Annotated in this window: 22 protein-coding genes and 5 pseudogenes; 14 read left to right on the top strand and 13 right to left on the bottom strand. The window is 72.7% G+C overall.

The window, feature by feature from the left end; translation table 11 throughout:
* Nucleotides 1-7: 7 nt before the first annotated feature.
* Nucleotides 8-415: a peptide-methionine (R)-S-oxide reductase MsrB gene (gene msrB, locus ACWD01_RS30040; protein ID WP_451166125.1), complete on the top strand. Its 408-nt coding sequence runs from the start codon at nt 8-10 to the stop codon at nt 413-415.
* Nucleotides 416-500: 85 nt separating this feature from the next.
* On the opposite strand, the gene ACWD01_RS30045 is transcribed toward msrB, so the two are convergent.
* A complete protein-coding gene (locus ACWD01_RS30045) occupies nt 501-998 on the bottom strand; it encodes a peptidylprolyl isomerase (RefSeq protein ID WP_356894722.1) in 498 nt (165 codons plus the stop codon).
* A 238-nt stretch (nt 999-1236) separates the two neighbouring features.
* Here ACWD01_RS30045 and ACWD01_RS30050 point away from each other — a divergent pair, with 238 nt between their 5' ends.
* Together ACWD01_RS30050 and ACWD01_RS30055 are read left to right on the top strand one after the other, a co-directional pair.
* Nucleotides 1237-1839 (top strand): HIT family protein, encoded by a 603-nt coding sequence (locus ACWD01_RS30050; RefSeq protein ID WP_451166127.1) that lies wholly within the window; start codon nt 1237-1239, stop codon nt 1837-1839.
* Nucleotides 1840-1976: 137 nt separating this feature from the next.
* Nucleotides 1977-2237, top strand: a complete 261-nt coding sequence (locus ACWD01_RS30055; protein WP_451166129.1) for a hypothetical protein — start codon at nt 1977-1979, stop codon at nt 2235-2237.
* Between the two features lie 69 nt (nt 2238-2306).
* Here the strand turns inward: ACWD01_RS30055 and ACWD01_RS30060 are convergent, their stop codons facing one another.
* The 4 genes and pseudogenes from ACWD01_RS30060 to ACWD01_RS30075 all read right to left on the bottom strand — a co-directional run.
* A complete protein-coding gene (locus ACWD01_RS30060) occupies nt 2307-2717 on the bottom strand; it encodes a hypothetical protein (protein ID WP_451166131.1) in 411 nt (136 codons plus the stop codon).
* A gap of 234 nt (nt 2718-2951) precedes the next feature.
* Nucleotides 2952-4178 carry an SUKH-4 family immunity protein gene (locus tag ACWD01_RS30065; RefSeq protein WP_451166133.1) on the bottom strand — a complete coding sequence of 409 codons (1227 nt, stop codon included), beginning with the start codon at nt 4176-4178 and terminating at the stop codon, nt 2952-2954.
* A gap of 90 nt (nt 4179-4268) precedes the next feature.
* Nucleotides 4269-4385 (bottom strand): annotated as a pseudogene (locus ACWD01_RS30070) (DUF397 domain-containing protein); the annotation flags it as partial.
* Nucleotides 4385-4555: pseudogene (locus ACWD01_RS30075) on the bottom strand (Scr1 family TA system antitoxin-like transcriptional regulator); the annotation flags it as partial. The pseudogenes ACWD01_RS30075 and ACWD01_RS30070, both read right to left, overlap by 1 nt.
* A 91-nt stretch (nt 4556-4646) precedes the next feature.
* On the opposite strand from ACWD01_RS30075, the gene ACWD01_RS30080 reads away from it, so the two are divergent.
* From ACWD01_RS30080 to ACWD01_RS30095, 4 genes are all read left to right on the top strand, one after another.
* The gene (locus tag ACWD01_RS30080) at nt 4647-5090 is read left to right on the top strand and encodes an ATP-binding protein (protein ID WP_451166134.1); all 444 of its coding nucleotides are present in this window, start codon (nt 4647-4649) and stop codon (nt 5088-5090) included.
* 111 nt (nt 5091-5201) lie between these two features.
* Nucleotides 5202-6263 (top strand): ATP-binding protein, encoded by a 1062-nt coding sequence (locus tag ACWD01_RS30085; RefSeq protein WP_451166136.1) that lies wholly within the window; start codon nt 5202-5204, stop codon nt 6261-6263.
* A complete protein-coding gene (locus ACWD01_RS30090; RefSeq protein ID WP_451166137.1) occupies nt 6260-8068 on the top strand; it encodes a vWA domain-containing protein in 1809 nt (602 codons plus the stop codon). The genes ACWD01_RS30085 and ACWD01_RS30090 overlap by 4 nt, the downstream gene beginning before the upstream one ends.
* Nucleotides 8069-8270: 202 nt before the next feature.
* Nucleotides 8271-8657, top strand: a complete 387-nt coding sequence (locus tag ACWD01_RS30095; protein WP_451166139.1) for a hypothetical protein — start codon at nt 8271-8273, stop codon at nt 8655-8657.
* A 6-nt stretch (nt 8658-8663) separates the two neighbouring features.
* Here ACWD01_RS30095 and ACWD01_RS30100 read toward each other — a convergent pair whose 3' ends face one another.
* Entirely contained in the window at nt 8664-9839 is a 1176-nt protein-coding gene (locus ACWD01_RS30100) for a GDSL-type esterase/lipase family protein (RefSeq protein ID WP_451166141.1), read from the bottom strand.
* A gap of 104 nt (nt 9840-9943) precedes the next feature.
* Here ACWD01_RS30100 and ACWD01_RS30105 point away from each other — a divergent pair, with 104 nt between their 5' ends.
* Together ACWD01_RS30105 and ACWD01_RS30110 are read left to right on the top strand one after the other, a co-directional pair.
* On the top strand, nt 9944-11158 hold the full coding sequence (locus ACWD01_RS30105; RefSeq protein WP_451166143.1) for a lactonase family protein: 1215 nt from the start codon (nt 9944-9946) through the stop codon (nt 11156-11158).
* A gap of 27 nt (nt 11159-11185) precedes the next feature.
* Nucleotides 11186-11593, top strand: coding sequence for an ASCH domain-containing protein (locus ACWD01_RS30110; protein WP_451166145.1), 408 nt, complete (start codon nt 11186-11188; stop codon nt 11591-11593).
* Between the two features lie 67 nt (nt 11594-11660).
* Here the strand turns inward: ACWD01_RS30110 and ACWD01_RS30115 are convergent, their stop codons facing one another.
* Nucleotides 11661-13127 (bottom strand): hypothetical protein, encoded by a 1467-nt coding sequence (locus ACWD01_RS30115; RefSeq protein ID WP_451166147.1) that lies wholly within the window; start codon nt 13125-13127, stop codon nt 11661-11663.
* 10 nt (nt 13128-13137) lie between these two features.
* Nucleotides 13138-13528, bottom strand: a pseudogene (locus tag ACWD01_RS30120) (VOC family protein).
* A 35-nt stretch (nt 13529-13563) separates the two neighbouring features.
* On the opposite strand from ACWD01_RS30120, the gene ACWD01_RS30125 reads away from it, so the two are divergent.
* From ACWD01_RS30125 to ACWD01_RS30135, 3 genes are all read left to right on the top strand, one after another.
* The gene (locus ACWD01_RS30125; RefSeq protein WP_451166171.1) at nt 13564-14193 is read left to right on the top strand and encodes a nucleoside/nucleotide kinase family protein; all 630 of its coding nucleotides are present in this window, start codon (nt 13564-13566) and stop codon (nt 14191-14193) included.
* Nucleotides 14194-14371: 178 nt separating this feature from the next.
* Nucleotides 14372-15349, top strand: a complete 978-nt coding sequence (locus ACWD01_RS30130; RefSeq protein ID WP_451166173.1) for a hypothetical protein — start codon at nt 14372-14374, stop codon at nt 15347-15349.
* A 130-nt stretch (nt 15350-15479) separates the two neighbouring features.
* Nucleotides 15480-15974 (top strand): hypothetical protein, encoded by a 495-nt coding sequence (locus tag ACWD01_RS30135; RefSeq protein WP_451166149.1) that lies wholly within the window; start codon nt 15480-15482, stop codon nt 15972-15974.
* Between the two features lie 84 nt (nt 15975-16058).
* Here the strand turns inward: ACWD01_RS30135 and treZ are convergent, their stop codons facing one another.
* Nucleotides 16059-17804, bottom strand: a complete 1746-nt coding sequence (gene treZ / locus ACWD01_RS30140; RefSeq protein WP_451166175.1) for a malto-oligosyltrehalose trehalohydrolase — start codon at nt 17802-17804, stop codon at nt 16059-16061.
* Between the two features lie 109 nt (nt 17805-17913).
* Here treZ and ACWD01_RS30145 point away from each other — a divergent pair, with 109 nt between their 5' ends.
* Nucleotides 17914-19281: a GH1 family beta-glucosidase gene (locus ACWD01_RS30145; protein ID WP_451166151.1), complete on the top strand. Its 1368-nt coding sequence runs from the start codon at nt 17914-17916 to the stop codon at nt 19279-19281.
* 53 nt (nt 19282-19334) lie between these two features.
* Here ACWD01_RS30145 and ACWD01_RS30150 read toward each other — a convergent pair.
* Nucleotides 19335-19679: pseudogene (locus ACWD01_RS30150) on the bottom strand (GNAT family N-acetyltransferase); the annotation flags it as partial.
* Between the two features lie 101 nt (nt 19680-19780).
* On the opposite strand from ACWD01_RS30150, the gene ACWD01_RS30155 reads away from it, so the two are divergent.
* Nucleotides 19781-20329, top strand: a complete 549-nt coding sequence (locus tag ACWD01_RS30155; RefSeq protein WP_451166152.1) for an FHA domain-containing protein — start codon at nt 19781-19783, stop codon at nt 20327-20329.
* Between the two features lie 24 nt (nt 20330-20353).
* Here the strand turns inward: ACWD01_RS30155 and ACWD01_RS30160 are convergent.
* The 3 genes and pseudogenes from ACWD01_RS30160 to glgX form a co-directional block, all read right to left on the bottom strand.
* Nucleotides 20354-20566: pseudogene (locus tag ACWD01_RS30160) on the bottom strand (dihydrolipoyl dehydrogenase); the annotation flags it as partial.
* Nucleotides 20567-20922: 356 nt separating this feature from the next.
* Nucleotides 20923-23268, bottom strand: coding sequence for a malto-oligosyltrehalose synthase (treY, locus tag ACWD01_RS30165; protein WP_451166154.1), 2346 nt, complete (start codon nt 23266-23268; stop codon nt 20923-20925).
* 198 nt (nt 23269-23466) lie between these two features.
* Nucleotides 23467-25587, bottom strand: a complete 2121-nt coding sequence (gene glgX / locus ACWD01_RS30170) for a glycogen debranching protein GlgX (RefSeq protein ID WP_451166156.1) — start codon at nt 25585-25587, stop codon at nt 23467-23469.
* Between the last annotated feature and the right edge of the window lie 170 nt (nt 25588-25757).

The following is a 25757-nucleotide window of genomic DNA, read 5'->3' on the forward strand; positions in this document are numbered from 1 at the left end:
GCACCGAATGGCGTACGACGTGGAGAAGCCCGACGAGCAGTGGCGGGCGGAGCTGACCCCCGCCGAGTACGCGGTCCTGCGCCAGGCCGGCACGGAGCCCGCCTTCGTCGGCGAGTACACGGACACGAAGACCGCCGGCGTCTACTCCTGCCGGGCGTGCGGCGCCGAACTGTTCCGCTCCGACACCAAGTTCGCGTCCCACTGCGGCTGGCCGTCCTTCTACGACCCGAAGGACAGCGACGCGGTCGAACTGGTCTCCGACACCTCCCACGGCATGGTCCGCACCGAGGTGCGCTGCGCCCGGTGCGGCTCCCACCTGGGCCATGTCTTCGAGGGCGAGGGCTATCCGACCCCCACGGACCAGCGGTACTGCATCAACTCGATCTCGCTGCGGCTGGAGCCCGACGAGTCGTGACACGGACGTGACACGAACGCCCAGGGCCCGTCGGCGTGTGCCGACGGGCCCTGTCGCGTTTCGCGGGAGGGTCTTGCGGGAGAGGTCAGCCCTCGACGACGCCCGACTTGGCGATGGTGACCTTCGCCGAGGGGGTGCCGGAGCCCGAACCGAGGCCCTCGATCCGCTTCACGAGGTCCATGCCCTCGACGACCTCACCGAAGACGACGTGCTTGTTGTCGAGCCAGTCGGTGACGATGGTCGTGATGAAGAACTGCGAGCCGTTGGTGTTCTTCCCGGCGTTGGCCATCGAGAGCTGGCCCGGCTTGGTGTGCTTGAGCTGGAAGTTCTCGTCGGCGAACTTCTCACCGTAGATGCTGCGGCCACCGGTGCCGTTGCCGGCGGTGAAGTCGCCGCCCTGCAGCATGAAGTTGGGGATGATGCGGTGGAACGAGGAGCCCTCGTAGCCGAAGCCGTGCTCGCCCGTGGCCAGCTCGCGGAAGTTCTTGGCGGTCTTGGGGACCACGTCGTCGAAGAGCGCGAAAACGATCCGGCCGGCGGGCTCGTCGTTGATGGTGATGTCGAAGAAGACGTTGCTACTCATTGGCTCATCCTGACATCCGAGGTCCCCCGGACGCACATCCGCCCCGTCCCGGGCGGCCCGGTTCACCCCGATACCGACACCAGACCCGTCTCGTACGCCCATGATCAGCGTCAGCACGTCGGGTCCGCGGTCGGTGATACGGCCCGGTTCCCGGCCGGGGCCGGGCGGGCCGGCGTGTCATGGCCGTGATCGGTGAGCGGTGGGTTCCGCGGTCGTGACCCTGTGCGAGGCTGCGGCCATGACTGTTGAACCGAGCCCGTACGTAAGGCGGTTGCCCATCGGGGAGCGGATACCGTTTCCCGCCGACGGTATCCCGTTCTGGGAGGTCTTCCCCTACGAAGGGGACCTCCAGGTCAAGATTCTGGACGAGCCGACGCTGCCGGAGCCCGGGCGGCACGGTGAGGCCGGTCCCGAGGAGTGCGGGGCCTGTGGCAGTCCCGACAGCGAGTTCCTGTGGACGGACGAACACTGGCGGCTCACCGCCGACCCGGAACCGGGCGCGCTTCCCGCGATGGTCCTGCTCCAGCCGCGCGGCCACTACGACCTGCACGACCTCCCGCCGGAGCGCGCCGCCGAGCTGGGCGGGATGCTCCAGCGGGTGGAGCGCGCGATCAAGTCGCTGGGCGGTGTCGCCCGCGTCCACGTCAACAAGTGGGGTGACGGCGGCACGCATCTGCACATGTTCCTGATCGCCAGGCCGGAGGGCATGATGCAGCTGCGCGGCAGCTGTCTGCCGCTCTGGGACGACGTGCTGCCGAAGGTCCCGAAGGACGTCTGGCAGGCCACCAACCGCCACATCGCCGAAGAGATGGCGAGGGACGGGGGCGTCGCGCACGTCTGACCCGGTCAAGGTGCCCACCCGACTGTCACGCTGGCGGGTGGTCATATGCCAAGGGCGCATTCCGGTACGTCGGCGGCCCCTAGCGTTCCCATCATGGTCACTTCCTCAGCCCGGCCCGAACCATCTGGAGGACGTTGATGAGCAGGGGAACCTTCTTTCCCGGCCGGGGCACCATCGTCGAGGAGTCGTACCTCAAGGGCGTCGAAGAGGGACGCGAGGAAGGGCGGGTGGAGGCACGGGCGGAGATGATTCTCCGCGTTCTCGAGAAGCGTCAGATCCCGACCCTGGAGAGCACCCGCGACCGCATCGCCGGCTGCACCGACCTCGACAGGCTCGACCGGTGGCTGGACCGGGCGCTCACCGTCACCGAGGCCGAGGACCTGTTCGTGGAGGGCTGAGCCTGCCGTGCTGAGCCGGATGCCGGGAACCGCCCACCGCCTCCGGCCGACCTTTCAGGTCGGACCGGCTCAGCGAAGCAGCAGGGAGGCGCTGGAGACGAACGCCTCGATCGCTCGTCTCGCTGCGGAATCTCGTGCGTCCCTGTCCGCCTGGTCAGCTGCCTCCGACACCTCCCGCGTGCGCCGGTAGGCCCGCTCGGCCGCGAGGATCACCTCGCGGTCGTCGGTGAGCAGCTTGACCCGGTAGAGCGCTTGCCGGGTCTCCGTCCGGCGGCGGTGCGCTTCGTCCCGCGCCAGGATGAACGTCTCTCCGTCCGGGTCCTCCTTCTTGCGGTACCAGCGGTACGCCTGGCCGTGGCGGTAGTCCTCCGCTGCCGCAGCGAACGCGCTGTACGTGGCTATGCGCTCCTGACGAAGCGCTTCAGCCCGCGTGAACAGCTCGTTGCGCCTGGCAGAGAGGCGCTGGAAGGTGTGCGTCATCACCGAACCCAGCAACGTACCGGCGACCGCTACTGCACTTGTCCAGATGACTTCCACGCCTCCAGTCGATCACAGAGCAAGCTGCTGCACCGGCAGCCTCAGGATTTTCCAACACCGCCTCGGTACAGGCATTCTGGCAAGGCGCGGGACCGCCCATGTGCCCACCGCACGTGGAAGGCCGGGGCAGTCGACCGCCAGGTTCGGGCCTGGGCGGCCGAGGCTCTTCGCCGGGCGTCAGAGCACGTCCCCCGCGCAGTCGTGGAAAACCTCCGGCCAGTAGCGGTAGTCGTCCGGGGTCGTGGCCGGCAGGCAGGCCACGGGGTCGACCGAGGCGAGCGTGTCGGCCATGGTGACGGCGAGCGGGTAGTAGAAGTCGCCGGTGAAGTCGTGCTCCTCGTCGAGCTGCCGCTCACGGCTGTGGAGCCACAGCGTGAACGCGAGCGTGGACACGTCGGCGTTGACCGGGACCACTCGGTCGGCGTCGTACTCGGCGTAGTGGACCTCACCCGTCCGCCCGTCGACGAGAACATGGAAGTCGTGCATCAGGCCGCCGAGGAGCAGCAGGTGTTCTGCATCCGGGGGCAGCTTGTCCGGCCCCTGCCACAGATGCCGGAGGTCGGGGTCCCGCTTGGAGCGTTCCCGGTCGACCGGCAGGGGCAGCAGGGCGTCTTCCGCGTACATGCCGAACATCTGGGCGTCCCGGGGCAGACCCACGTCCGCCAGGAATCGCCGTGTCGGCTCGTGCGTCAGGGCCGCCGGCAGCTCGGACGGGTCGACGCGGACGATTCCGTCCGCCCCGAACTCCTCGTCCAGCAGCCCCTCCGGCAGTTCGAGCCGCAGGCCGTTCCCGGGCCCGGCGATCAGGGCCATCGGCCGTATCGCCGCGATCATCCGCCAGCACGCCGGGACCGCGTGCTCCCACTCGGCCGGGTCGCCCGCGCCGCCCCAGCCGCCCTCGCCCCACTCCTCCTCGGTGAAGACCGACATGAGCAGCGCCGACGCCTCCGCCACCGCGTCCGCTCCCGTCCGCCCGGCGAGCCCCGCGAACCTCCCCCGCAGGGAACCGAATTCGCAGACGGCCGACACGAAGCGCACCAGCGCGTCGAGGGACGGGGCGAGCGGGAACAGCCGCGCGCTCCCCGGGGACCGTATGTAGAGCCACATGGTGAACACGCGTCCCGTGGAGCCGTCGAGGACGATCTCGTCCGCGTCGTAGCCGTCATTCCCGCGGAGATGGCCCATGAAAAGCAGTTCGGCGACGTCCGGCTCGATCTTCGCCGGGTCGCCGCCCTCGTCCACCACGTACTGTCGCACGGTCCGCATCCGCGGGCCGGCCACCGGCTCGAAACGCATCGGCCCCTCGACGGGCAGCCCGGCTCCCGTCAGCCTCCGCCGCGTCGCCTCGTGCGTGATCGCCGGATGGAGCCTGTCCTCCGGCACGGTGACGGTCGTCGCCGACATGATGGTTCCCCGCGTCTGCTCGGCAGTGGTGATCTTCCGAGTTCCACGGTAGGGCCCGGCACTGACAGCGAGCCCGGTGTGACGGGCGGGTCAGACGACGGCGTCCGAGGCGAGGCGCACGAAGGCGGCCCAGGAGTCCGGGGCGAGGGCGAGGCGGGGGCCGTCGGTGACCTTGGAGTCGCGGACGTGGACGGTGGTGGGGCACGTGTCTCCTGACCCTCGCAGTAGGCCAGCCACTCGTTGTCCGGCGTCTCCAGGAGCCGCATGGGGCCGCCCAGCCCCGCGTGGCTCTCCCGTACCAACGGCATGATCTGGAGCTCGATGTTGCGGCGTTCCGCGAGGTGGATCAGGTGGTCCACCAGCTCCCGTGGGTTATCCGTACCGTCCACCCTGCGCACCCATACGCTTACTCTGCGTACGAGTCCCCGATCTGGGGTCGCGCCACCGCGGGCCGCCACGGTGGCCGGTATGCAACCACCGCCCATCTCGTCCCAACAGGTCGGCACCGTACGTGTGTTCACCCAGCGCTTCAGCTCCACACCGCTGGGCGCCCGGCTCGCCCGGCATCTGGCGGCGCATCAGCTCCACGCCTGGGGCCATCCGCACGGCTCCGACGTCTCGGACACCGTCGAGCTTCTGGTGGCCGAGCTGGCCGCAAACGCCGTGACCCACGGGCGCGTGCCCGGGCGGGACTTCGAGCTGCGGCTCACCCGCACCCCGCGGACGCTGCGCATCGAGGTCTCCGACACGCGGGGCGAGCGACGGCCGCCGGCGCGGGACGCCGTACCGCAACCGCCGCCGCTCGCCGACGGTGGTCGCGGTCTTCTGCTCGTCGAGGCGCTGGCCGACCGGTGGGCGGTGCTCGACCGCGTGCCGGTGGGCAAGACCGTGCGCGTGGAGCTCGACATGTAGCCACGGGCCGAGCGAAATTGGGCTGCGCGCGGGCATCGGCCGCGCCCACACTGGGCGGGCCGCCCGTACCGGGCAGGCCCGATCTCCCGAACCACGAAGGAACACCCCCGCGTGCAGGCTGCCGTCACCGTCACCCCCGCCCAGATCCCCGAACTGCTCCTGGGACTCGCCACCGTGCGGCCCGTGTTCCTGTGGGGGGCGCCCGGGATCGGGAAGTCGTCGCTGGTGCGGAGGTTCGCCGAGTCGCTGGGGCTGGAGTGCGTCAGCATGCTGGGGACGCAGCTCGCGCCCGAGGACCTGATCGGCGTGCCGCAGATCCGCGACGGGCGGTCGGTGTTCTGCCCGCCGGAGGCCATCGCCCGCGACGAGCCGTACTGCCTCTTCCTGGACGAGCTGAACGCCGCCACCCCCGACGTCCAGAAGGCGTTCTACTCGCTGATCCTCGACCGGCGGATCGGTTCGTACGAGCTGCCCGCCGGGTCGATCGTCATCGGCGCGGGCAACCGGGCCACGGACAACGCGCTGGCGCGGCCGATCGCGTCCGCGCTGGTCAACCGGCTCACCCATGTCCATCTGCGGGCGTCGGCGACGGACTGGCTGGTGTGGGCGGGGGAGCACGGCATCCACCCCTGGGTGACGGACTACCTCACCGACCGCCCCGACCACCTCTGGTCCCAGCCGCCGAAGACCGAGGAGCCGTTCTCCACGCCCCGCTCCTGGCACATGCTCTCCGACGCCCTGCACTCCTTCGGGCCGGCCGTCGACGAGGAGACGCTGAAGGTGGTCGTGCACGGCACGCTCACGCCCGCGCACGCCGTCTCGTTCTGCGGCTACGCGAAGATCGTGCGCCACACCTTCGGCATCGAGGCGATCCTCAAGGGCGACGCCTCGTGGCCCACCCGGCTCGAGGACCGGGACCTGCTCTACTACCTCGCCGAGGCGTTCCGGGGGCGGCTCCTGAAGGACCTGCCCCGGCAGAAGGAGCACGTCTCGCCGTCCCTGCGCCAGACCGTCCACCGTTCCAAGTCGCTGCTTGTGCAGCTCGCGGAGATCTCCGTCGAGGTCGCGCAGACCGTCATCGCGGACGACGCCGACGGGCAGCCGGTGCTGCCCGCCTGGTTCCTGGTCGAGGCCGCACGGGACATGCCCCGGCTGGTCGAGGCCCGGCGGTGAAGGCCACGCCGGGCGGGAAGAAGGGCAGGCCGGACCCGGCCACGGAGGCGTTCGCCGCCGGGCTCGCCCTGGTCAAACGGAACCCGGCCTTCGCCGCCGTCACGGCCGACTTCTGCCGGCAGCACAAGTGCGCCGCGACCCCGGCCGGCGGCCTTGCGGCGGTCGACTCCAACGGCGTTGTCCACGTCCACCCGACCAAACGGGCCGAGCCGTCCGACTGGGCGTGGACGCTCGCACACTGCCTGCTGCACCTGGGCTTCGGCCATGTGCCGGCCGCCAAGGACAGAAGGCGTGAGCAGCCCGACCGGTTCGACCTCGCGGCCCGCTGCGCCGTCGTCAACCGCTTCCTGCTCACCTTCCCCGTGGGAAGCCCGCCCGAGCATCTCCCGGCGACGTATCCGGGAGGCGACGAGGAGCAGCTCGCCGCCCGCTGGCGCCGCGACGGCATCCCCTCCGGCTACGAGCGCTGCGGCACCGCCGGCGAGCACCCCGACCAGGTCCTCACGACCTGGCACTCCTGGGACACCACCGTCCCCGACTGGGAGACCGCCTTCGCGCACGCGCTGACCCGCAGCATGTCCGCCGCCATGGACGTGGCGGGCGGCCGCTGCGACCGGGTCACCGGCGAGCGTATGCCGCAGCGGCCCTGGAACCGTGCGCTGAACTGGTTCGTCTCCTCGTACCCGCTGCTCGGCGGTCTCGCCGCAGGCCTCACCGTCGTCGCCGACGCCGAACTCGCCCGGACGCAGGGCATCGCGATCGCCGCCGTGAGCTCCGTCGCCGGTGAGATCTACGTCAACCCGCTGCGCACTTTCACCGACGAGGAATGGCGCTTCATCCTCGCCCACGAGATGCTGCACGCCGCCCTGCGCCACGGTGAACGCCGCGGCGTGCGCGACCCGTACCTCTTCAACGTCGCCGCCGACTACGTCGTGAACGACTGGCTGGTGCGCATGCGGATCGGCGACATGCCGGAGGGGCTGCTGTACGACCCGGCGCTGAGGGATCTGTCCGTGGAGGAGGTCTACGACCGCATCGCCACGGACCTGCGGCGCAAGCGGCGGCTCGCGACCCTGCGCGGCAAGGGCGCCGGGGACATCCTCGGCGAGCCGCTGCCCCACCCGGCGGCCCGCCCGTACACCGATCTGGACGAGTTCTACCGGCGCGGTCTCGTGCAGGGCTTCGACCTGCACCAGTACGGCGACCGCGGGCTGCTGCCCGCCGGGCTGGTCCAGGAGATCCGGGCGCTGGCCCACCCGCCCGTGCCGTGGGACGCGCGGCTCGCCCACTGGTTCGACGAGTACGTGCCCCGGCCCGAGCCCGTACGGACCTACGCCCGCCCCGCCCGCCGGCAGGCGTCCACGCCGGACATCCCGCGCGCGGGCCGGCACTTCCCGGCCGAGGAGACGCCGCGCTGCACCTTCGGCGTCGTCCTCGACACCTCGGGCTCCATGAACACCGCCCTGCTCGGCAAGGCGCTGGGCGCGATCGCCTCGTACGCCGAGGCGCGCGACGTCCCCGCCGCGCGCGTCGTGTTCTGCGACGCGGCGGCGTACGACGCCGGCTATCTGCCACCGGCCGAGATCGCGCACCGGGTCCGGGTGCGCGGACGCGGCGGGACCGAACTGCAGCCGGGGATCGACCTGTTGCAGCGCGCCGACGACTTCCCGGCGACGGCCCCGGTCCTGGTCATCACCGACGGGTGGTGCGACGTCCTGCGCATCCGGCGCGAGCACGCGTTTCTGGTGCCGCAGGGCGGCGCGCTGCCGTTCACACCCCGGGGGCCGGTCTTCCGGCTGACGTGAGACGGCGGTCGGTGGATGCGAGAGGGCGGTCGGCCGGTGTGAGAGGGCGGTTCGCCGACCTGACGCGGCGGTCGGCAGAAACCGCGCTCGGTGAATCTCCCGTATTTGCGGCGACCGTCGTCGTGTAACGCGCACGGCATTTGCGGCGCAGTCCTGAGGAGAGAGGCGCAAAAGGCGACCCCTTATTCGGATCGGGAATCCCATGAGCCATTACGAACCCAGGCCGGAAAACCAGCGTTACGACGGCGGCCCGGTCGCCCCGCAGCAGGCCCCGCCCCTGCCCCAGCAGCCCCGGCGGCGCGGCGGCGACGGGGCCGGCGTGCAGCGGACGGCGCTGATCGTCCACACCGTCGCCGACGTCGCGGCCGCGTTCCTGGGCCTGTGGATCCTGCTGTTCCTGCTCGAAGCCAACCAGGGCAACGTCTTCGTCGGATTCGTGGAGGGCGTCGCGGACGGGCTCGCCTGGTGGTCACAGGACATTTTCACCATGGACACAGAAGGGCTTCGGGTCCTCCTCAATTACGGCCTGCCCGCCGTGATCTATCTGCTGGTCGGCCACGGTATTGCCGCGCGTGTGCGCCGGCTCTGAAAGAATTCACCGCGTATTCATCCTGTGAAGAATTCGCGACGCTTCACCGTGCGATCCGAGGAAATCGGCGAAACGCGTCCCCATACGCAGACAGGCCGCCGCGTCCGGGTGCAGCCCGTCGTGCAGGTCCGCCGTCTCGTCCGGCGTCAGCAGGGTCCGTCCGTCGAGGTGGACGAGGGCCGGGTCGTCGCGCTGCCGCTCCCGGACGAGGCGCGCGAGGAGGTCCCGTGCGGCGGAGAGGGTGAGCGCGCCGAGCGGGATGTCCCGCGGGTCTCCCACGGCGCGGACCCGCCCGGTGACCGGGTCGACGGCGAGAGGGCCGGGGCGCTCCTCCAGGGCCGGGCACGGGATGGGGGAGAGGACCACCAGCGGCACGTCGGGGTGGCGCTCCCGGATCGTGTCGAGGAAGCCGTGGACGGCGGGCCAGAAGGTCCGCAGCCGCATCGCCGCCGCGCCGACGATGTTGACGCCGATCTCCAGGCTGATCAGATCGGCGGGCAGATCCCGGATCGTGCGCGCCACGCAGGGGTCCAGCATCGCGTTGCCGGACAGCCCGAGGTTCGTCAGATGCAGGTCGCGGACCGTCGCCGCGACGGCGGGCCACATGCCCGTGGGGCCCTCGGCCTCCACGCAGTGGCTGATGGACGAGCCGTGGTGGACCCAGCGCGGCAGGGACGCGGCCTGCGGCGACGGCGTGACGGGCCGGTCGCCGCGGAGCGAGACCAGATCGCAGACGGCGGTGTGCGGCAGCCAGATCCGGACCTCTTTCCGTCCCGGCGGAAGACCGGCGAAGCGGATCGTCTCCGGCCGGCCGGGGACGAGCGTCGCCTCGCTCTCCGCCGTGGCGGGCAGCATCAGATCCCCGCCGGTGAGCCGCTCGCGGCGCAGCAGACGGCCGTCGGCGACCAGATCGACCGCGGCGGGTGCCGGCTCCCCGTCGGCGCCCGGCACGCGGACGGCGTGCAGCGTCAGCTCCAGCGCTGTGGCCTCGGTGCTCAGCGCGAGCCGCGCACCGGCGGACAGTTCGGCCTCCAGCTCGAAGAACGGGTCGAGCACCTGCCGCCGCGTCCACTCGGGCAGCCGCGCGGCCCGCAGCCCGCGCCCGGTCGCGCGCAGCCCGGGGGCGCCCTCGACGAGGGCGTCCGCGCCGGGGAAGGCGCTCTCGTGGCGGAGCGTGGTCATCCGGGTCCGCCTTTCGCTGTCCGTGTCGTCGTACCAGGTACCCGGCGGCTCGCCACCGCAGTCGGCGGCGGAAACTCTCGTACGCACCGGCTGCCCTACGCTGCATGGGCATGAGTACGGACACAGCCGCGGCACACCCCGGCCGGCGCCGCTTCCTCACCGGGCTGTCGGCGCTCGCCGCGGCCGCCGCGCTGCCCGGCTGCGGGACGGCCCAGGACCCCGCCACCACCCGGCCCCGCTCGCAGCCGGCGCCCGCCCCCGCCTCGTCCGCTCCCCGGCCGCGAACCCGCCCCCTGTTCCTGGGGACGTACACCTCGGCCGACGGCGGCGGGTCCGGCATCGGGCTGGCGGCGTACGACGAGCGGACCGGGCGGATCACCGGGACCGGTGTCGTCGAAGGCGTCGCCGACCCCTCGTACCTCGCGGCGCACCCCGCCGGGCACACCCTGTACGCCGTCAACGAGCGCGAGAACGGCTCGGTGACCGCCGTACGGATCGCCGGGGACGGCACGGCCGACGTCCTCGGCAGCCGTCCCACCGGCGGGTCCGCGCCCTGCCACCTCTCCGTGCACCCGTCCGGGCGCTGGCTGCTCAGCGCCGACTACGGCTCCGGGACCGTGGCCGTGCACCGGCTGGAGGCGTCCGGCGCGCTCGGCGGGCGTACGGACAAGGTCACCCACGACAGCCCGCCGCCCGGACCCGGGCAGGACGGCCCGCACGCGCACCAGATCGTCACCAGCCCGGACGGAGGTCATGTGCTGGCCGTCGATCTCGGGACCGACACCGTCTACACGTACCGCCTCGACGCGAAGGCCGGGAGGCTGCGCGAGGTCTCCCGCGCGACCGTGCGCGCCGGCGCCGGACCGCGGCACCTGACCTTCCACTCGTCGGGCCGGTACGCGTACCTCGCGAACGAACTCGACAACACCGTCCAGGTCTGCGGCTACGACCCCGCGACCGGCCGGCTGCGCCCCGCCGCGCCGCAGCCCACCGGCACCGGGCCGGGCACCAACCACCCCGCCCAGCTCGCCGTGACGGACGACGGCCGGTACGCGTACCTCGCCAACCGCGGCCACGACAGCCTGACCCGCTACGCCGTCGAGGCCGGCGGCTCGCGGCTGCGGCTGCTGGACACCGTCCCCGTCGGCGGCGACTTCCCCCGCCACATCGCGCTCTCGCCGTCCGGCGGTCTGCTCTTCGCGGCGAACCAGCGCTCCAGCACGGTCACCGTCTTCCATGTCGACCGCCGCACCGGTGGGCTCCGTCCGGCCGGACCGGCGTTCAGGTCCCCGGTCGCCGTGTGCGCGCTTCCGCTGTAGGGGACGGCCCGTCGTAGAGTGGCGATCATGTGGCCACGAATCGACGGACTGCGCACCCTTGACCTGGGAACTCCAGGAGAGCTGCGCGACCGGCTCAACGCTCTCGTGCTCTCCGGGGTCAAGCGCGCGACCACGGGCCTCCTGGACGCCGACTACCGGGCGGACGGCGAGGAACCGGAGACCGTGGGCGAGCGGCTGGTGCTCATCGGCAGCGCGGGAGAGCGCGTCGCGGAGGTCGACGTCGAGTCGGTCGAGACCGTCCCGTTCCGGTCGGTGACGTGGGACTTCGCGCAGGCCGAGGGCGAGGGCTGCACAAGCCTCGCGCACTGGCGCGAGGTGCACCTCGACTACTGGCGGAGCGTGGGGCACGCGGTGGACGACGACACGGACGTGGTCTGCGTCCGCTTCAGCGTGGTGCCCGGCTCGGACCGCTGAGCGGAGCCGGCGGGCCGGGCTCGGGAGCGCGCCGGCCGAGCACCGGCGTCCATGCGGCGCCGGGCGGTCACCGGCCCTTCGGCAGCGCCGCGACCGCCCACTTGGCACGCGAGGAGAGCTCGCTCAACGACCGGCGGAACCCTTCGGCGATCGTCTTGAGGAGGACCTTGCCGTGCGACATCGCCTCCTCCGCCAGGCCGGGTTCGCCGGCCTCGATCGCCGCGAGCGCGAGTTCCAGATGCTGCTCGGTGATCGTCCGGCCGAGGCGGCGCCGGTGCCACTGAGCCGCACTCGCGTCCGGGGCGGGCGGCTCGGCCGCCGGGCCGAGGCCGAGGGTGAGCTGCCGGCCGCCCGTCCGTGACACGGGCTTGTCCATGCCGACAGCCGCCCGGACCCGGCCGAGCGTCCGCCATGCCGCGGCCAGGTCCCCGGCCCCGCGCTCCATGCGGGCCAGTACGGAGCCGGCCACGGCGCGGTCCCAGGCGGTGTCCTGCAACGCGACCACATTCCGCTGCGCCCGCGCCGCCTGGGCGTGGTCGCCGAGGGCCTCCAACTCGCGGGCCAGCAAGGCGAGTCGCTGCGCGTGCGGCCCGGTGTCGTCGAGCAGGCGGATCAGCGCGGCGCGGGCGAGGTCCGTCCGGCCCTGGCGGCGGGCCAGCACGATCCACGTGAACTCGTCCTCCGCCGCGGCCTCCTCGACGCCAGTGCCGCTGCCGCCGGCCTCGCGGATCAACGGCACGTCCTCCGCCAGGCCGTGCAGGGCCACCAGTGCCGCCGCGATCCATCGTTCCCGGAAGAACTCCCGGTCCGCGGCGGCCGTTTCGCACCGCAGCAGGAACCGCACGACCGGGAGGTCCGCATCCCGCCGGTCGTACTGGGCCGCACGCAGCACGCCCGCCCGCAGAACCGGGTCGGTGCCGACGTCGGCCCGGGCGCCGGCGTCGTCCGACCGCAGCCGCTCCAAGGCGGCCCGTCCCGGAGCGAGGACCACGTCCCGCAGGGCGGTGCGCGGCAGCGTGTCGAGCAGCTCGTACGCCATCAACTCGTCCGAATTCAACAGCACATGGCCGGGGTCGGTACGCAGCAGGGAGGCGTGCAGCCGGGCGATCAGCTCGGCGGGGGAGCGCTCGGGCAGGCCCAGCCCGGCCCGCAGACGCTCCCGCAGATCGTCCAGGCCGGGGGCGTAGGACGCGCGTATCTCGTCCTCCGACTCACGCGCCAGGGCGGGACCGGCGCCCGGGTGGACCAGGTCCTGCCAGCCGGGCAGGCCGACGACGATCTCCAGCGCCTCGCCGACGGTGTCGCCGAGCAGCCCGGCCTGGCCCTCGGACGACGCGTACAGCACCGGACCGCCGCCGCACACGAAGAACGTGCCGCCGGTGTCGTCGCCCGCGACCGGCTCCAGCGAGGCTCCGGAGGCGAGACGGACGTCCTCGCAGTGGTCCGCGCGGTCCAGGTCGAAGCCGAAGGGGAACGCGGCGATTTCGGCCAGATCCGGCCGGTTCCTGAGCGACTCCAGCGTCTGATCCGTCATACGCCGAAGGCTACTTGGGCTCCAGCAGGTCCCACCGGTTGCCGTACAGGTCCTCGAAGACCGCCACCGAGCCGTACGGCTCGTGCCTCGGCTCCTCCAGGAAGCGGACGCCCCGCCGCCGTCATCCGGGCGTGGTCGCGGGCGAAGTCGTCGGTGTGGAGGAAGAAGCCGACCCGGCCGCCGGTCTGCGCGCCCACGCAGCCGCGCTGGCCGTCGTCCTTGGCGCGGGCAAGGAGCAGGCCCGTGCCCGCGCCCGAACCGGGCGGGCGGACCACGACCCAGCGGCTCCCGTCGCCGCGGTCGGTGTCCTCAGCCAGGTCGAAACCGAGGGCGTCGGTGTAGAAGGCGATGGCCTCGTCGTAGTCGCGGACGACGAGAGTGACCAGGGCGATGAAGGACATGCAGGGCACGTTATACGTAGTACGTGAGTGCGACAATGCTCGCCATGGCCGTCCCTGACCACCTGATCGAGCGCGCCCGCCGGCTCGCCGTGCCCGGGCGCCGCCGGGTCCTCGGGATCGCGGGCGCCCCCGGCGCCGGGAAGTCCACTTTCGCGGAGGGGCTCGTGGAGGCGCTGGACGGCCTGGCCGTCCTCGTCCCCATGGACGGCTTCCACCTCGCCCAGCGGGAGCTGGCACGCCTCGGGCGCGCCGGCCGGAAAGGCGCGCCCGACACCTTCGACGACGCCGGATACGCCGCCCTGCTGGCCCGGCTGCGCGACCCCGACCCGGCGGTCACCGTCTACGCGCCGGCCTTCGACCGGGCGCTGGAGGAGCCGGTCGCCGGGAGCATCCCGGTCGCGGCCGGTGTGCCGCTCGTCGTCACCGAGGGGAACTATCTGCTGCACGACGAGGGCGACTGGGCCCGCGTCCGGCCGCTCCTCGACGAGACCTGGTTCCTGGAGCTCGACCAGGAGGTGCGGGTGCGCCGGCTCGTCGACCGGCATGTGCGCTTCGGGAAGGCGCGGCCCTTCGCCGAGCGCTGGGTCCACGACTCCGACGAGGCCAACGCGCGGCTGGTCGCCCGCGGCCGGGACCGGGCGGACGTCGTGGTGCAGCAGAGCTGACGGGCGGGGTGACGCGGGCTCGACGGGCGGGCCGACCTCGTGGTGCGGCAGAGCTGAGGACCGGGCCGACGCGGGATCGAGCAGAGCTGAGGACCGGCCGACCGAGGGGCGGGCCCCGCCGTTCACCTCGGATCGGTACGCTCGAATCACTGACATGTTCGAGCGGAGGGCGGTTGACGTGGGGTTGTTCCGGCGAGGTCCGAAGCGTGACGGACGCGATGCGCCCCGGGACCCCGAGTTCTCCTTCTTCTCCGCCGACGAAGGCACCCGGTTCCGCTCCCAGGTCCGCGAGGCGTTCGCGGAAAGGGGCCTCGAGGTGACCGTCTACGCCGACATGGTCTCCGACAGCGCCGGCCGGCAGTTCGGGCTCGGCAATCTCGCCGCCGTCTGCCACAACGACGAACGGGGCCCGCGCATCTGGTCCGAACTGGTCCGCCAGCACGTCGGCATGGTGCTGCGCACCATGGACGCGCCGTCCGCCCTGGAGACCCTCTCCCCCGAACAGATCCGCGCCCAGCTCTACCCGCGCGTCGTCGGCGCGGAGGGCCTGGACCCGCGCAACTTCGCCTACGCCCGCGCCGTCGCCCCCGGTCTGTACGAGATCCTCGCGCTGGACCTGCCGGAGAGCGTCATGATGCTCACGGACGAGGCCCTCGAACCGCTCGGCGACCTGCCGTACCTGCGTGACCAGGCGCTCTACAACCTCCGCGGTCTGCCCATCGAGGCGCACGAGACCATCGAGGACTCCGAGGGCATGCGCTTCGAGGTGGTGCTCGGCGACTCCTTCTACACGGCGAGCCGGGTGCTGGCGCTGGAGGCGCTCGTACGGCAGGTCACCGGCGAGGAGTTGACAGCCGACGGGGCGCTGGTGGCGATGCCCTTCCGGCACCAGATCGCGTTCCACGCCATCCACGACACCGGCATCCTTCCAGCGCTCAACGGGATGGCGGCCTTCGCGGCCACCGGCTTCGAGGACACCCCCGGGGCCATCAGCCCGTTCGTCTACTGGTGGCACGACGGCAGGCTCACCCAGCTCAGTGAGCGGGTCGACGACGGCGACGGCCTGCAGATCCTGATCGGTGAGGAGTTCCAGGCGCTGCTGGAACGGCTGGTCGCCGAGGACGAGCGGCGCCCGGGCGACGACGACCTGGGCTGAGCGGGTCCGGGCCGGGGTTTCGGGCGGGTCGAGCGGCGGTCGGGGCGCGCGGTTGACCGGGGTCGCCCGTGTCGGTGGTTGCGCGGGTGTCGGCGCAGGTCGGAGGCGTCTTCTGGGGCAGGCTGGGTGGATGCGCACTTCCCGGACCCTGGCCCTCGCCTCTCTGTTCCTGACCGGTGTGACCGGCTGCGTGTCCGTCCCCTCGACGCCACCCACCGCACCCGCCCCGAGCCTGGCCCCGGCGGGCGACCGCTCGGCAGCGCCCCTCGAACCGAGTGCCGCCGCCCAGCCGTCGCCGCGCCGGACCCTCGCACCCACCGGCCCCAAGAAGAAGCCGAAAACGCGGCCGGAGGCGAAGGAGAAGGCGGTCGCCGAGGGCCCCGCCGCGAAGGGGCGCAGCGGACCGGTCCGGCAGCAGCGCCCTGCGGCGGCCCCGCCCAACCGCCGGGCGGTTCCGGAACCGGACCGCCGGGCGAAACCGCCCCGCCCCCGGCCCCAGCAGCCGCGCCCGCCGCAGCCCCGTACGGGGCACGACATGCGCGGTCTGTGCGAGGCGTCCGACGGTCTGACGAACCGGGACATCACCGCGATGTGCCGCGACAGCTACGGCTCCGGACGGCGCTGACCGACCCGACGCGGCGCTGACCGACCCGACGCGGCGCTGACCGACCCGACGCGGCCCGGCCCGGCCCGTGCGGGCCCGTACGCGTCAGGAGTCGGCGAGCACCGCGCAGCTCTGCGGCGGCAGCCGCAGCACTCCGTCCCGGTCCGGCGGCGACACCTCGCCCCACGCCGCCGCGACCCGCCCGCCGCCGCCCAGCGCGATCTCGGCCGGCTCCTTGGCGAGGTTGACCGCCACCCGCAGATCGCCGCGCCGGTACGCCAGCCAGCGGGCCTGCTCGTCGAAGGCGACCTTCACGGCCGCCAGGTCCGGGTCGGAGAGGTCCGGCAGTGCGCGGCGCAGCGCGATCAGTTCGCGGTGCCACGCCAGGAGCGCGGCGTGCGGCTCGCGCTCCCGTTCCGACCGGTCCAGGCACGACCGCTCCCGGGTCGCCGGATCCTGCGGGTCGGGCACCTGGTCCTCGGACCAGCCGTGCGCGGTGAACTCCCGGCGCCGGCCCGCCCGTACCGCCTCCGCGAGGTCGGGGTCGGTGTGGTCGGTGAAGTACTGCCAGGGGGTGCCGGCGCCCCACTCCTCGCCCATGAAGAGCATCGGCGTGTACGGGCCGGTGAGCACGAGCGCCGCTGCGCACGCCAGCAGGCCGGGGGAGAGGGTGGCGGAGAGCCGGTCGCCCAGCGCCCGGTTGCCGATCTGGTCGTGGGTCTGCGCGTAGCCGAGGAAGCGGTGCGCGGGGGTGTTCGCCACGTCGACGGGGCGGCCGTGGGCCCGGCCGCGGAACGACGAGTACGTGCCGTCGTGGAAGAAGCCACGGGTCAGCGTCTTGGCCAGCGCCGCCATCGGGGCGCGGGCGAAGTCCTCGTAATACCCCTGGGACTCGCCGGTCAGGGCGGTGTGCAGGGCATGGTGGAAGTCGTCGTTCCACTGGGCGTGCAGTCCGAGGCCGCCCTGCTCGCGGGGGGTCGTCGTCCGGGGGTCGCACCGGTCGGACTCGGCGATCAGGAACAGCGGGCGGCCCAGGTCGCCGGCGAGGGAGTCGACGGCGGCCGACAGCTCTTCCAGGAACGTCAGCGCGCGGTTGTCCACCAGCGCGTGCACCGCGTCCAGCCGCAGGCCGTCGAGCCGGTAGTCGCGCAGCCAGGCCAGCGCACTGTCGATCAGATAGGCGCGCACCTCGTCGGAGCCGGGGGCGTCGAGATTGACCGCGGAGCCCCACGGGGTGTGGTGCGTGTCGGTGAAGTACGGCCCGTAGGCGGGCAGATGGTTGCCGGACGGGCCCAGGTGGTTGTGCACCACGTCGAGCACCACGCCCAGGCCGTGCCCGTGCGCTGTGTCGACAAAGCGCTTCAGCGCCATCGGGCCGCCGTACGGCTCGTGGACCGACCAGGGGGACACCCCGTCGTAACCCCAGCCGTGCACGCCGGGGAAGGAGCAGAGCGGCATCAGCTCCACATGGGTGATCCCCAGCTCCGCCAGCTCGCCCAGGCGCGCCGCCGCCGCGTCGAGCGTGCCCTCCGTCGTGTACGTGCCGATGTGGAGTTCGTAGACGACGGCGCCCTTCAGGCCGCGGCCCGGCCAGTCCTGCCGCCAGGTGTAGGCGTCCTGGCTGACGACGGCACTGGCGCCGTCGGGGCCGTCCGGCTGTCGGCGGGAGCGCGGGTCCGGCCGGACCGGGCCGCCGTCCAGGGCGAAGCCGTACCGCGCGCCGTCCTCGGCCGCCGCCTCTGCGACCCACCACCCCTCCCGGCCCTGGGCCCGCTCCATCGGGTGCTCGGCACCCTCGAGCCACAGGGTGACCCGCTCCTCGGCGTTCGGCGCCCACACCTCGAACAGCAGCACTGGCGTCCCCTCGTCGTCGATGCCCCATCCACCCATGTTCTGTCCACACATCCTGGCAACAACGCGCTCTTCAGGCGGGGCGCTTGGGCCATTAAGGTCACGGAGCATGTCGACGCCGCCGGAGCCGCTGCCCGCCTTCCCGCCGGACTTTCTGTGGGGAGCGTCCGCCTCCGCCTTCCAGACCGAGGGCGCGGCCGACGCCGAGGGCAAGGGCCCCTCCGGCTGGGACGCCTTCGCCGCCCGGGGCCGTATCAAGGACGGCGCCGACGCCGCGCGCGGCACCGGCTTCCACGAGCGCTACCGCGAGGACGTCGCGCTGCTGGCGGGGCTCGGCGCGGACGCGTTCCGCTTCTCCGTCAGCTGGCCGCGGGTCGTGCCCGGGGGCAGCGGCCCGGTCAACGCCCGCGGCCTCGACTTCTACGACCGGCTCGTCGACGGGCTGTGCGCCCACGGCATCACGCCCGCGCCGACCCTCTACCACTGGGACACCCCGCTCCCGCTGGACGAGGCCGGCGGCTGGCTGCGCCGCGAGACGGCCCTGCGGTTCGCCGAGTACGCGTCCGTCGTCGCGGAGCGGCTCGCCGACCGGGTCCCGATGTGGATGACCGTCAACGAGCCGGCCGAGGTCACCCTCCTCGGCTACGCGCTGGGCGAGCACGCCCCCGGCCGGCGGCTGCTCTTCGACGCGCTGCCCGCCGCCCACCATCAGCTGCTCGCCCACGGCCTCGCCGTCCAGGCCCTGCGGGCGGCCGGCGCCGAGCGGGTGGGGATCGCCGTCTCCCACTCGCCGGTGTGGACGGCGGGGGACAGCGAAGAGGACCGGTTCGCGGCGGAGCTGTACGACACGGTCACCAACCGGTTGTTCGCCGACCCGCTGCTGACCGGCGCCTACCCGGACGAGAACTTCGCCGCCCTGATGCCGGGCCCCGTCGCCGACGACCTGGCGGTCATCTCCCAGCCGCTCGACTTCTACGGAGTGAACTACTACTGCCCCATGCTCGTCGGCGCCCCCGCCGACGATGCCCTCGAAGGCTTCGCCGGAGTCGACATGCCCGACGAACTGCCGTTCGGGCTGCGGGAGATCGAAACGGCCGAACGCACCGACTTCGGCTGGCCCGTCGTCCCCGACGGACTGCGCGAACTCCTCGGCTCGCTCGGCTCCCGCTACGGCGACCGGCTGCCGCCCGTCGTCATCACCGAGAACGGCTGCTCGTACGACGGCCTCGACGACCGGCGCCGTATCGCCTTCCTCGACGCGCATCTGCGCGCGCTGCACCGGGCGATCGGCGAAGGCGCCGACGTCCGGGGCTACTTCACCTGGTCGCTCACCGACAACATCGAGTGGATCGAGGGCGCGTCGCAGCGCTTCGGTCTCGTCCACATCGACTACGACACGCTCCGGCGCACGCCCAAGGCGTCGTACGCCTGGTACCGGGACGTGATCGCCGCGCAGAGGCGGGCCGCCGGGGCGTGACCATGACCGGGGGGGGCGCCCGCGGTACGGGCGCCCCCCGGCTGCTCGGCGCGTCAGTTCTCTGATGTCGGCAGGAGGGGGACGCGTTCCTGGACGACCGGGTGACCGGCCCTGGCGAAGTTCGCGGCCATGGGGAAGGTCCCCTGGTCGGTGGCGCCCGCGATGACTTGCGGGCGGGGATGCGGATGCCGACCAGCTCACCGTCTTGCGTGTGGGCGAGCTGCCACCAGTCGCGGGGCGACGGGCACCAGTTGAAGAAGTCCAGCTCCTCCTGGGCGGCCCGGTCGAGACCGCCCTCGGCGACGGCCCGGAGCGCGCGCGTCCAGGGTCACGGAGTGGATGCGGCGCAGCGGCGGGCCGTCCACCGGTATTTCCGGGCGGCGTTCCGGGCGGGTGGGGCGGAATCCGCGCTTCCGTGCAGGTCAGCGGGGGCGGATGAGCCGCCCCTCCCGGCGTCCCTTCTGGACACCTCGGCCCTTTCGGCCCGACAATCTGGAGCGTGACGTCCTCCTACGAGTCCCACACGTATCCCGCGCGGCTGTCCGACGCCGAGCGCGAGCGTGTCCTCGACGTGCTGAAAGAGGGCGCGGCCCAGGGCAAGCTGTCGCACGAGACGTTTGTGCACCGGATGGAACTGGTCCTCGCCGCACGCCGCTCGGAGGAGCTGGCGGCGCTCACCGCCGATCTGACCGACGAGGGCCGCTGGTCGCGCCGGCTGTACGGCGCGGTCGGCCGGATCTCCGCCTTCTCGGTCCGGCTGCGCAGGGCCTGGCAGGCGGAGAAGCTCCCCCCGCTGCTCCTCCCCGAGCCGGGCCCGCATCCCCTGCGCATCGGCCGCGACCCGGCCAACGGCCTGCGGCTCAGCCACGACACGGTCTCCCGTCTGCACGCGGAGCTGAGCCACCACGGCCGGCTGTGGGTGCTGCGCGACCTCGGCTCGACCAACGGCACGACGGTCAACGGCCGCCGGGTGACGGGCTCGATCGTCGTCGCCGACGGCGACATGGTCGGCTTCGGCAGCATGACCTTCCGCCTCACGGCCCGCTGACACAACGGGGCCCGTACAGGCGCCTCATTGCTGGTGCAGGCCGCGCCCGGCGAGCGTCAGGAACGCCTCGCCGACCGCCTCCGACAGCGTCGGATGCGGGTGTTCATGCCCCGCGACGTCCGCGGGCTCCGCGTCCCGGCCGACGATCAGCCGGCTCTCGGCGATCATCTCCGAGACGTGCGGCCCCACCAGATGCACGCCCAGCACCCGGCCGTCCCGCTCGGCGACGACGGGCACGGGTGCGCTGCGCCTGCGGCGGCTTGTTCCCCTACCCGCCCCTTCCCGTAACCGGGGCAAGCCCCGGGCCCCGTGCCACCCTCCGGGTACCGGGCCGGGCTTCGCCCGGGCCCGGTACCGCGCTCCGCGCGGTGGCCTCAAACGCCGGCCGGGCTTGAGTTGCCGGGCACATCCAGCCTCGCTGGGGGCACTCCCACGGCCGCAAGGCCGTAGGGGGAGTTTGAGGCGCGGGGTTCGGGGCAGCGCCCCGACGAGACCGGCGACCCCAGCCCCGCCGGCGATTGAGGCGCGGGTCCGGGCGGAGCCCGGTTCGGAGAAGGGGCGGGGTGGGGAACAAGCTCCGCGCAGCGGACCCGTCACGCCCGCCGCAGCAACCCCACCGGCCTCCGCGCGAACAGCTCCGCCACCCCCACTCGCCCCCCGGCGAACTCCCGCTCCGGGGACAGCACGTCCACCCAACGGCCCTCCGGCAGCCGTAGTTCCGTGTCGCGCCAGCCGCCCCCGCGTTCCAGCCGCAGGGACAGCCTGGTCACCGCAGTGACGACCTCGCCGGAGCGGCAGAAGGCCACGCAGTGGCCGGCCGCCGGGCCGGTGGCCGCGAGCGGGGTGTACGTGGCGGCCGCGCCGAAAAGTTCCGGCGAGGCGCGGCGCAGCCGCAGCGCGGCCGTGGTGAGCGCCTCCTTCTCCGCGCTGAGCCCCTCCGCGGGCGCGCCCGCGGAGGGGAGCGGCCGCCGGTTGTCCGGGTCGACCAGCGCGAGGAACTCGCGCTCGCAGCCCTGGTACACGTCCGGCACCCCCGGCATCGTCAGCTGGAGCAGCGTCGCTCCGAGCACGTTGGCCCGCGCGTACGGGGCGAGTTCGTGGGCGAACCGTGCCACCGAGTGCTGCGGCGGCCCCGCCGGGCCGGCGTCGACGAAGGCCGAGACCGCCTTCTCGTACGCCGCGTCCGGCTCGGTCCAGCTCGTGCGCAGACCCGCCTCCCGTACGGCCTTCAGCAGCGCGGTGTCCAGCCGGCCCGCGTCGGGCGGGCCGAAGCCGAGGGCCGTCTGCCAGGCGGTCCAGGCCACCTGCGGGTCGGGCGCGGCGCCGCCGGGCACGTTCTCCGCCTCCTCGGTGATCCGGGTGAGGAAGTCCGCCCAGCGTTCGGGGCATTCGGAGAGCACCGCGATCCGCGCCCGGACGTCGGCGCTGCGCTTGGTGTCGTGCGTGGTCAGTACGGTCCCGGTGGTGGGCCAGTCGCGGGCGAGCCGGGCGCAGTACGCGTGGAACGCCTCCGGGGCGACGGCCGGTTCGCCCGGCTCGCCGCCGACCTCGCAGCCGGAGATCAGCGGCGCGTACCGGTAGAACGCCTTGTCCTCCACGGACTTGGCCCGCAGCGCGGACGCGGTCTGGGCGAAGCGGGCGCGGAACGCCTCGTGGTCGGGCCCGCTGCCGAGGCGGCCGAGCGCCAGGTCGCGGATCAGGTCGACGGCGGCCGCCTCGGCGGGCACGGTGAAGGTCTCCTTCGCCTCGCGGGCCGCCTCCCGCGGCAGCGTCGTCTCGTCGCTCGGCCGGTAGGGGCGGTAGACGGGGACACGGACCAGCAGTTCCCGCAGCGCGGCCCGCAGCGCCCACGGCGCGTGGTCGCGCAGCCGCGGGCCCGCCGCGCAGACCCGCTCGGCGAGCCGGACGAGGGCCGTGGTCTCGGCGGCCAGCTCGCGGTCCACCACCTCGTACGCGGCGTGCCGCGCCGTCTCCTCCCAGCGGCCTCCCAGTTCCGCCGCCGCCTCGGTGAACTGGCGGTGGTCCGCGTCGAGTTCGACTGCCCCGGCGGGGTCGGTGAACAGGCCGTCGATCCGGCGCAGCGCGTCGTACCCGGTGGTGCCGGCGACGGGCCAGGCGTCCGGCAGCGGCTCCTCACCGGTGAGTATCTTCTCCACGACGATCCAGCAGTCCCCGCCGGTCGCCTCGTGCAGCCGGCGCAGATACCCCTCGGGGTCGGCCACCCCGTCGGGATGGTCGACGCGCAGGCCCTCGACGGCTCCGTCCCGTACCAGCTCGAGAATCTTGGCGTGGGTCGCGTCGAAGACGACCGGGTCCTCGACGCGCAGCCCTATCAGCTCGGAGACGGTGAAGAACCGGCGGTAGTTCAGCTCGGTACGGGCCAGCCGCCACCAGCAGAGGCGGTACCACTGGGCGTCCAGCAGCTCGGCCATCGGCAGGCCGGCCGTCGAGGCGCGTACGGGGAAGCGCTGCTCGCCGCAGTGCAGGACGTCGCCCTCGACGTGCATCTTGTCCATCTCGTCGCCGACGCGTCCGGCGAGCACCGGCAGCAGGATCCTCCCGTCGCCGGCCTCCCAGTCGATGTCGAACCAGCGGGCGTACGGGGACTCGGGCCCCTCGCGCAGCACTTCCCACAGCGCGCGGTTGTGGCGCGGCACGGCGGCCATATGGTTGGGGACGATGTCGAGGACCAGCCCCATGCCGTGCTCCCGTGCCGCACGGGACAGCTGCCGCAGCCCCGCCTCGCCGCCGAGCTCCTCGCGGACGCGGCCGTGGTCGACCACGTCGTAGCCGTGCGTCGAACCGGGGACGGCCTCCAGCACCGGTGACAGATGCAGATGGGAGACGCCGAGCGCGGCCGCGTGGGGCACGGCGGCCGCGGCCGCCGCGAAGGGGAAGCCGGGCTGGAGCTGGAGCCGGTATGTGGAGGTGGGCGTCATGCGAACATACGTACCCGGCCGGAGAGGTTCCTGCGCCCGGCCCCGGGGGCGGCGTCGGCCGATCGGGTGAACCGGAGGCACGTGCGGCTGTGCGCCCTGGCGGGGGCCGGCCCGATGTGCATCGAACCGGCCGACAACAGCCCAGCCGCCGTGAAGGCCCGGCCGTCGACAGTCCGGCCGCCCCCCCCGGGGCGGGTGTTACGCGGGACGCCGCAGCACCGTCATGCTGCGGCCCACCAGCCGCAGCTCGTCCCCGGCGGAGACCATCGGGCCCCGGCCCGGCGGGACCCCTTCCTTGGAGGCCGTGTCCACGACCACCTGCCACTGTTCGCCGTGACTCACCGGCACGGTGAAGTCGAGCTCCTCCGCGCTGGCGTTGAACATCAGCAGGAACGAGTCGTCCGAGATCCGCTCGCCCCGCGGCCCCGGCTCGGAGATCGCGTGGCCGTTGAGGAAGACCGACAGCGCCTTGGCGTGCGCGGCCTGCCAGTCCCTGGCGACCATCTCGTCGCCCTGCGGGGTGAACCAGGCGATGTCCGTCAGCTCGTCGTGCGTCCCCTCCACCGGCCGGCCGTGGAAGAACCGCCGCCGCCGGAAGACGGGATGGTCGCGCCGCAGCCACACCATCGTCTTGGTGAACGCCAGCAGCGACCCCTCCTCGTCGTCGCCGGGGTCCGGCCAGTGCACCCAGGCGATCTCGTTGTCCTGGCAGTACGCGTTGTTGTTGCCGCCCTGGGTGCGGCCGAACTCGTCGCCGTGGCTGAGCATCGGCACGCCCTGCGAGAGCATCAGCGTCGCGATGAAGTTGCGCATCTGGCGCTCGCGCAGCTCCAGCACGCCCTCGTCGTCGGTGTCGCCCTCCGCGCCGCAGTTCCACGAGCGGTTGTGGCTCTCGCCGTCGCGGTTGTTCTCGCCGTTGGCCTCGTTGTGCTTGTCGTTGTAGGAGACGAGGTCGTGCAGGGTGAAGCCGTCGTGGCAGGTGGTGAAGTTGATCGAGGCCAGCGGGCGGCGGCCGTCGTCCTGGTACAGGTCGGAGGAGCCGGTCAGCCGGGACGCGAACTCGGCGAGGGTGCGCGGCTCGCCCCGCCACAGGTCCCGTACGCAGTCGCGGTACTTGCCGTTCCACTCGGTCCACAGCGGCGGGAAGTTGCCCACCTGGTAGCCGCCCTCGCCGACGTCCCACGGCTCCGCGATCAGTTTGACCTGGCTGACCACCGGGTCCTGCTGCACCAGGTCGAAGAAGGACGACAGCCGGTCCACCTCGTGGAACTGGCGGGCGAGCGTCGCGGCGAGGTCGAAGCGGAATCCGTCGACGTGCATCTCGGTCACCCAGTAGCGCAGCGAGTCCATGATCAGCTGCAGCACATGGGGACTGCGCATCAGCAAGGAGTTCCCGGTGCCGGTGGTGTCCATGTAGTACCGGCGGTCCTCGGTGAGCCGGTAGTACGACTCGTTGTCCAGACCGCGGAAGGACAGCGTGGGGCCGAGGTGGTTGCCTTCGGCGGTGTGGTTGTAGACCACGTCGAGGATGACCTCGATGCCCGCCTGGTGCAGGGCCCGTACCGCCTGCTTGAACTCGAGCACCTGCTCGCCGCGGTCGCCCCAGGAGGCGTAGGAGTTGTGTGGGGCGAAGAAGCCGATGGTGTTGTAGCCCCAGTAGTTGTTCAGCCCGGCGTCGACCAGCCGGTGGTCGTTGACGAACTGGTGCACCGGCATCAACTCGAGTGCCGTGACGCCCAGTTCCGTCAGATGGGAGATGACGGCGGGGTGGGCCAGCCCGGCGTAGGTGCCGCGGAGCTCGGGCGGCAGTTCCGGGTGCAGCATGGTCAGGCCCTTCACATGGGCCTCGTAGATCACCGTGCGGTGGTAGTCGGTGCGCGGCAGCCGGTCGTCGCCCCAGTCGAAGTAGGGGTTCACGACCACCGACGTCATGGTGTGCGGCGCGGAGTCCAGGTCGTTGCGGGAGTCCGGTCTGCCGAAGTGGTAGCCGTAGACCGACTCGTTCCACTCGATCGAGCCACTGATCGCACGCGCGTACGGATCGAGCAGTAACTTCGCGGAGTTGCAGCGCTGCCCGCGGGCCGGCTCGTACGGGCCGTGGACCCGGAAGCCGTAGCGCTGGCCGGGCATGATGCCCGGCAGATAGGCGTGCCGCACGAACGCGTCGGTCTCGCGCAGCTCGACCGCTGTCTCCGAGCCGTCGTCGTGGAGCAGACACAGCTCGATCCGGTGTGCGGCCTCCGAATGCACCGCGAAGTTGGTGCCGGCGCCGTCGTACGTGGCGCCGAGGGGGTACGCCTGTCCCGGCCAGACCTGCATAGATTCGACTCTTCCATTCTGATCCGGGTAATGGGAGCTACTCGGACAAGATCCTCCCGCAAAGTGGGGCAAGCTCCTAGGACTTCGCGCCGTCCTACCGGGTGACTGCGCCGGAGCCGACCGCGCGCGTGTGCGGATCGGCGCGGCGCGCCCCCCGGCGCGCCCGGCGG

This window comes from Streptomyces sp. NPDC002835, from assembly GCF_053591995.1.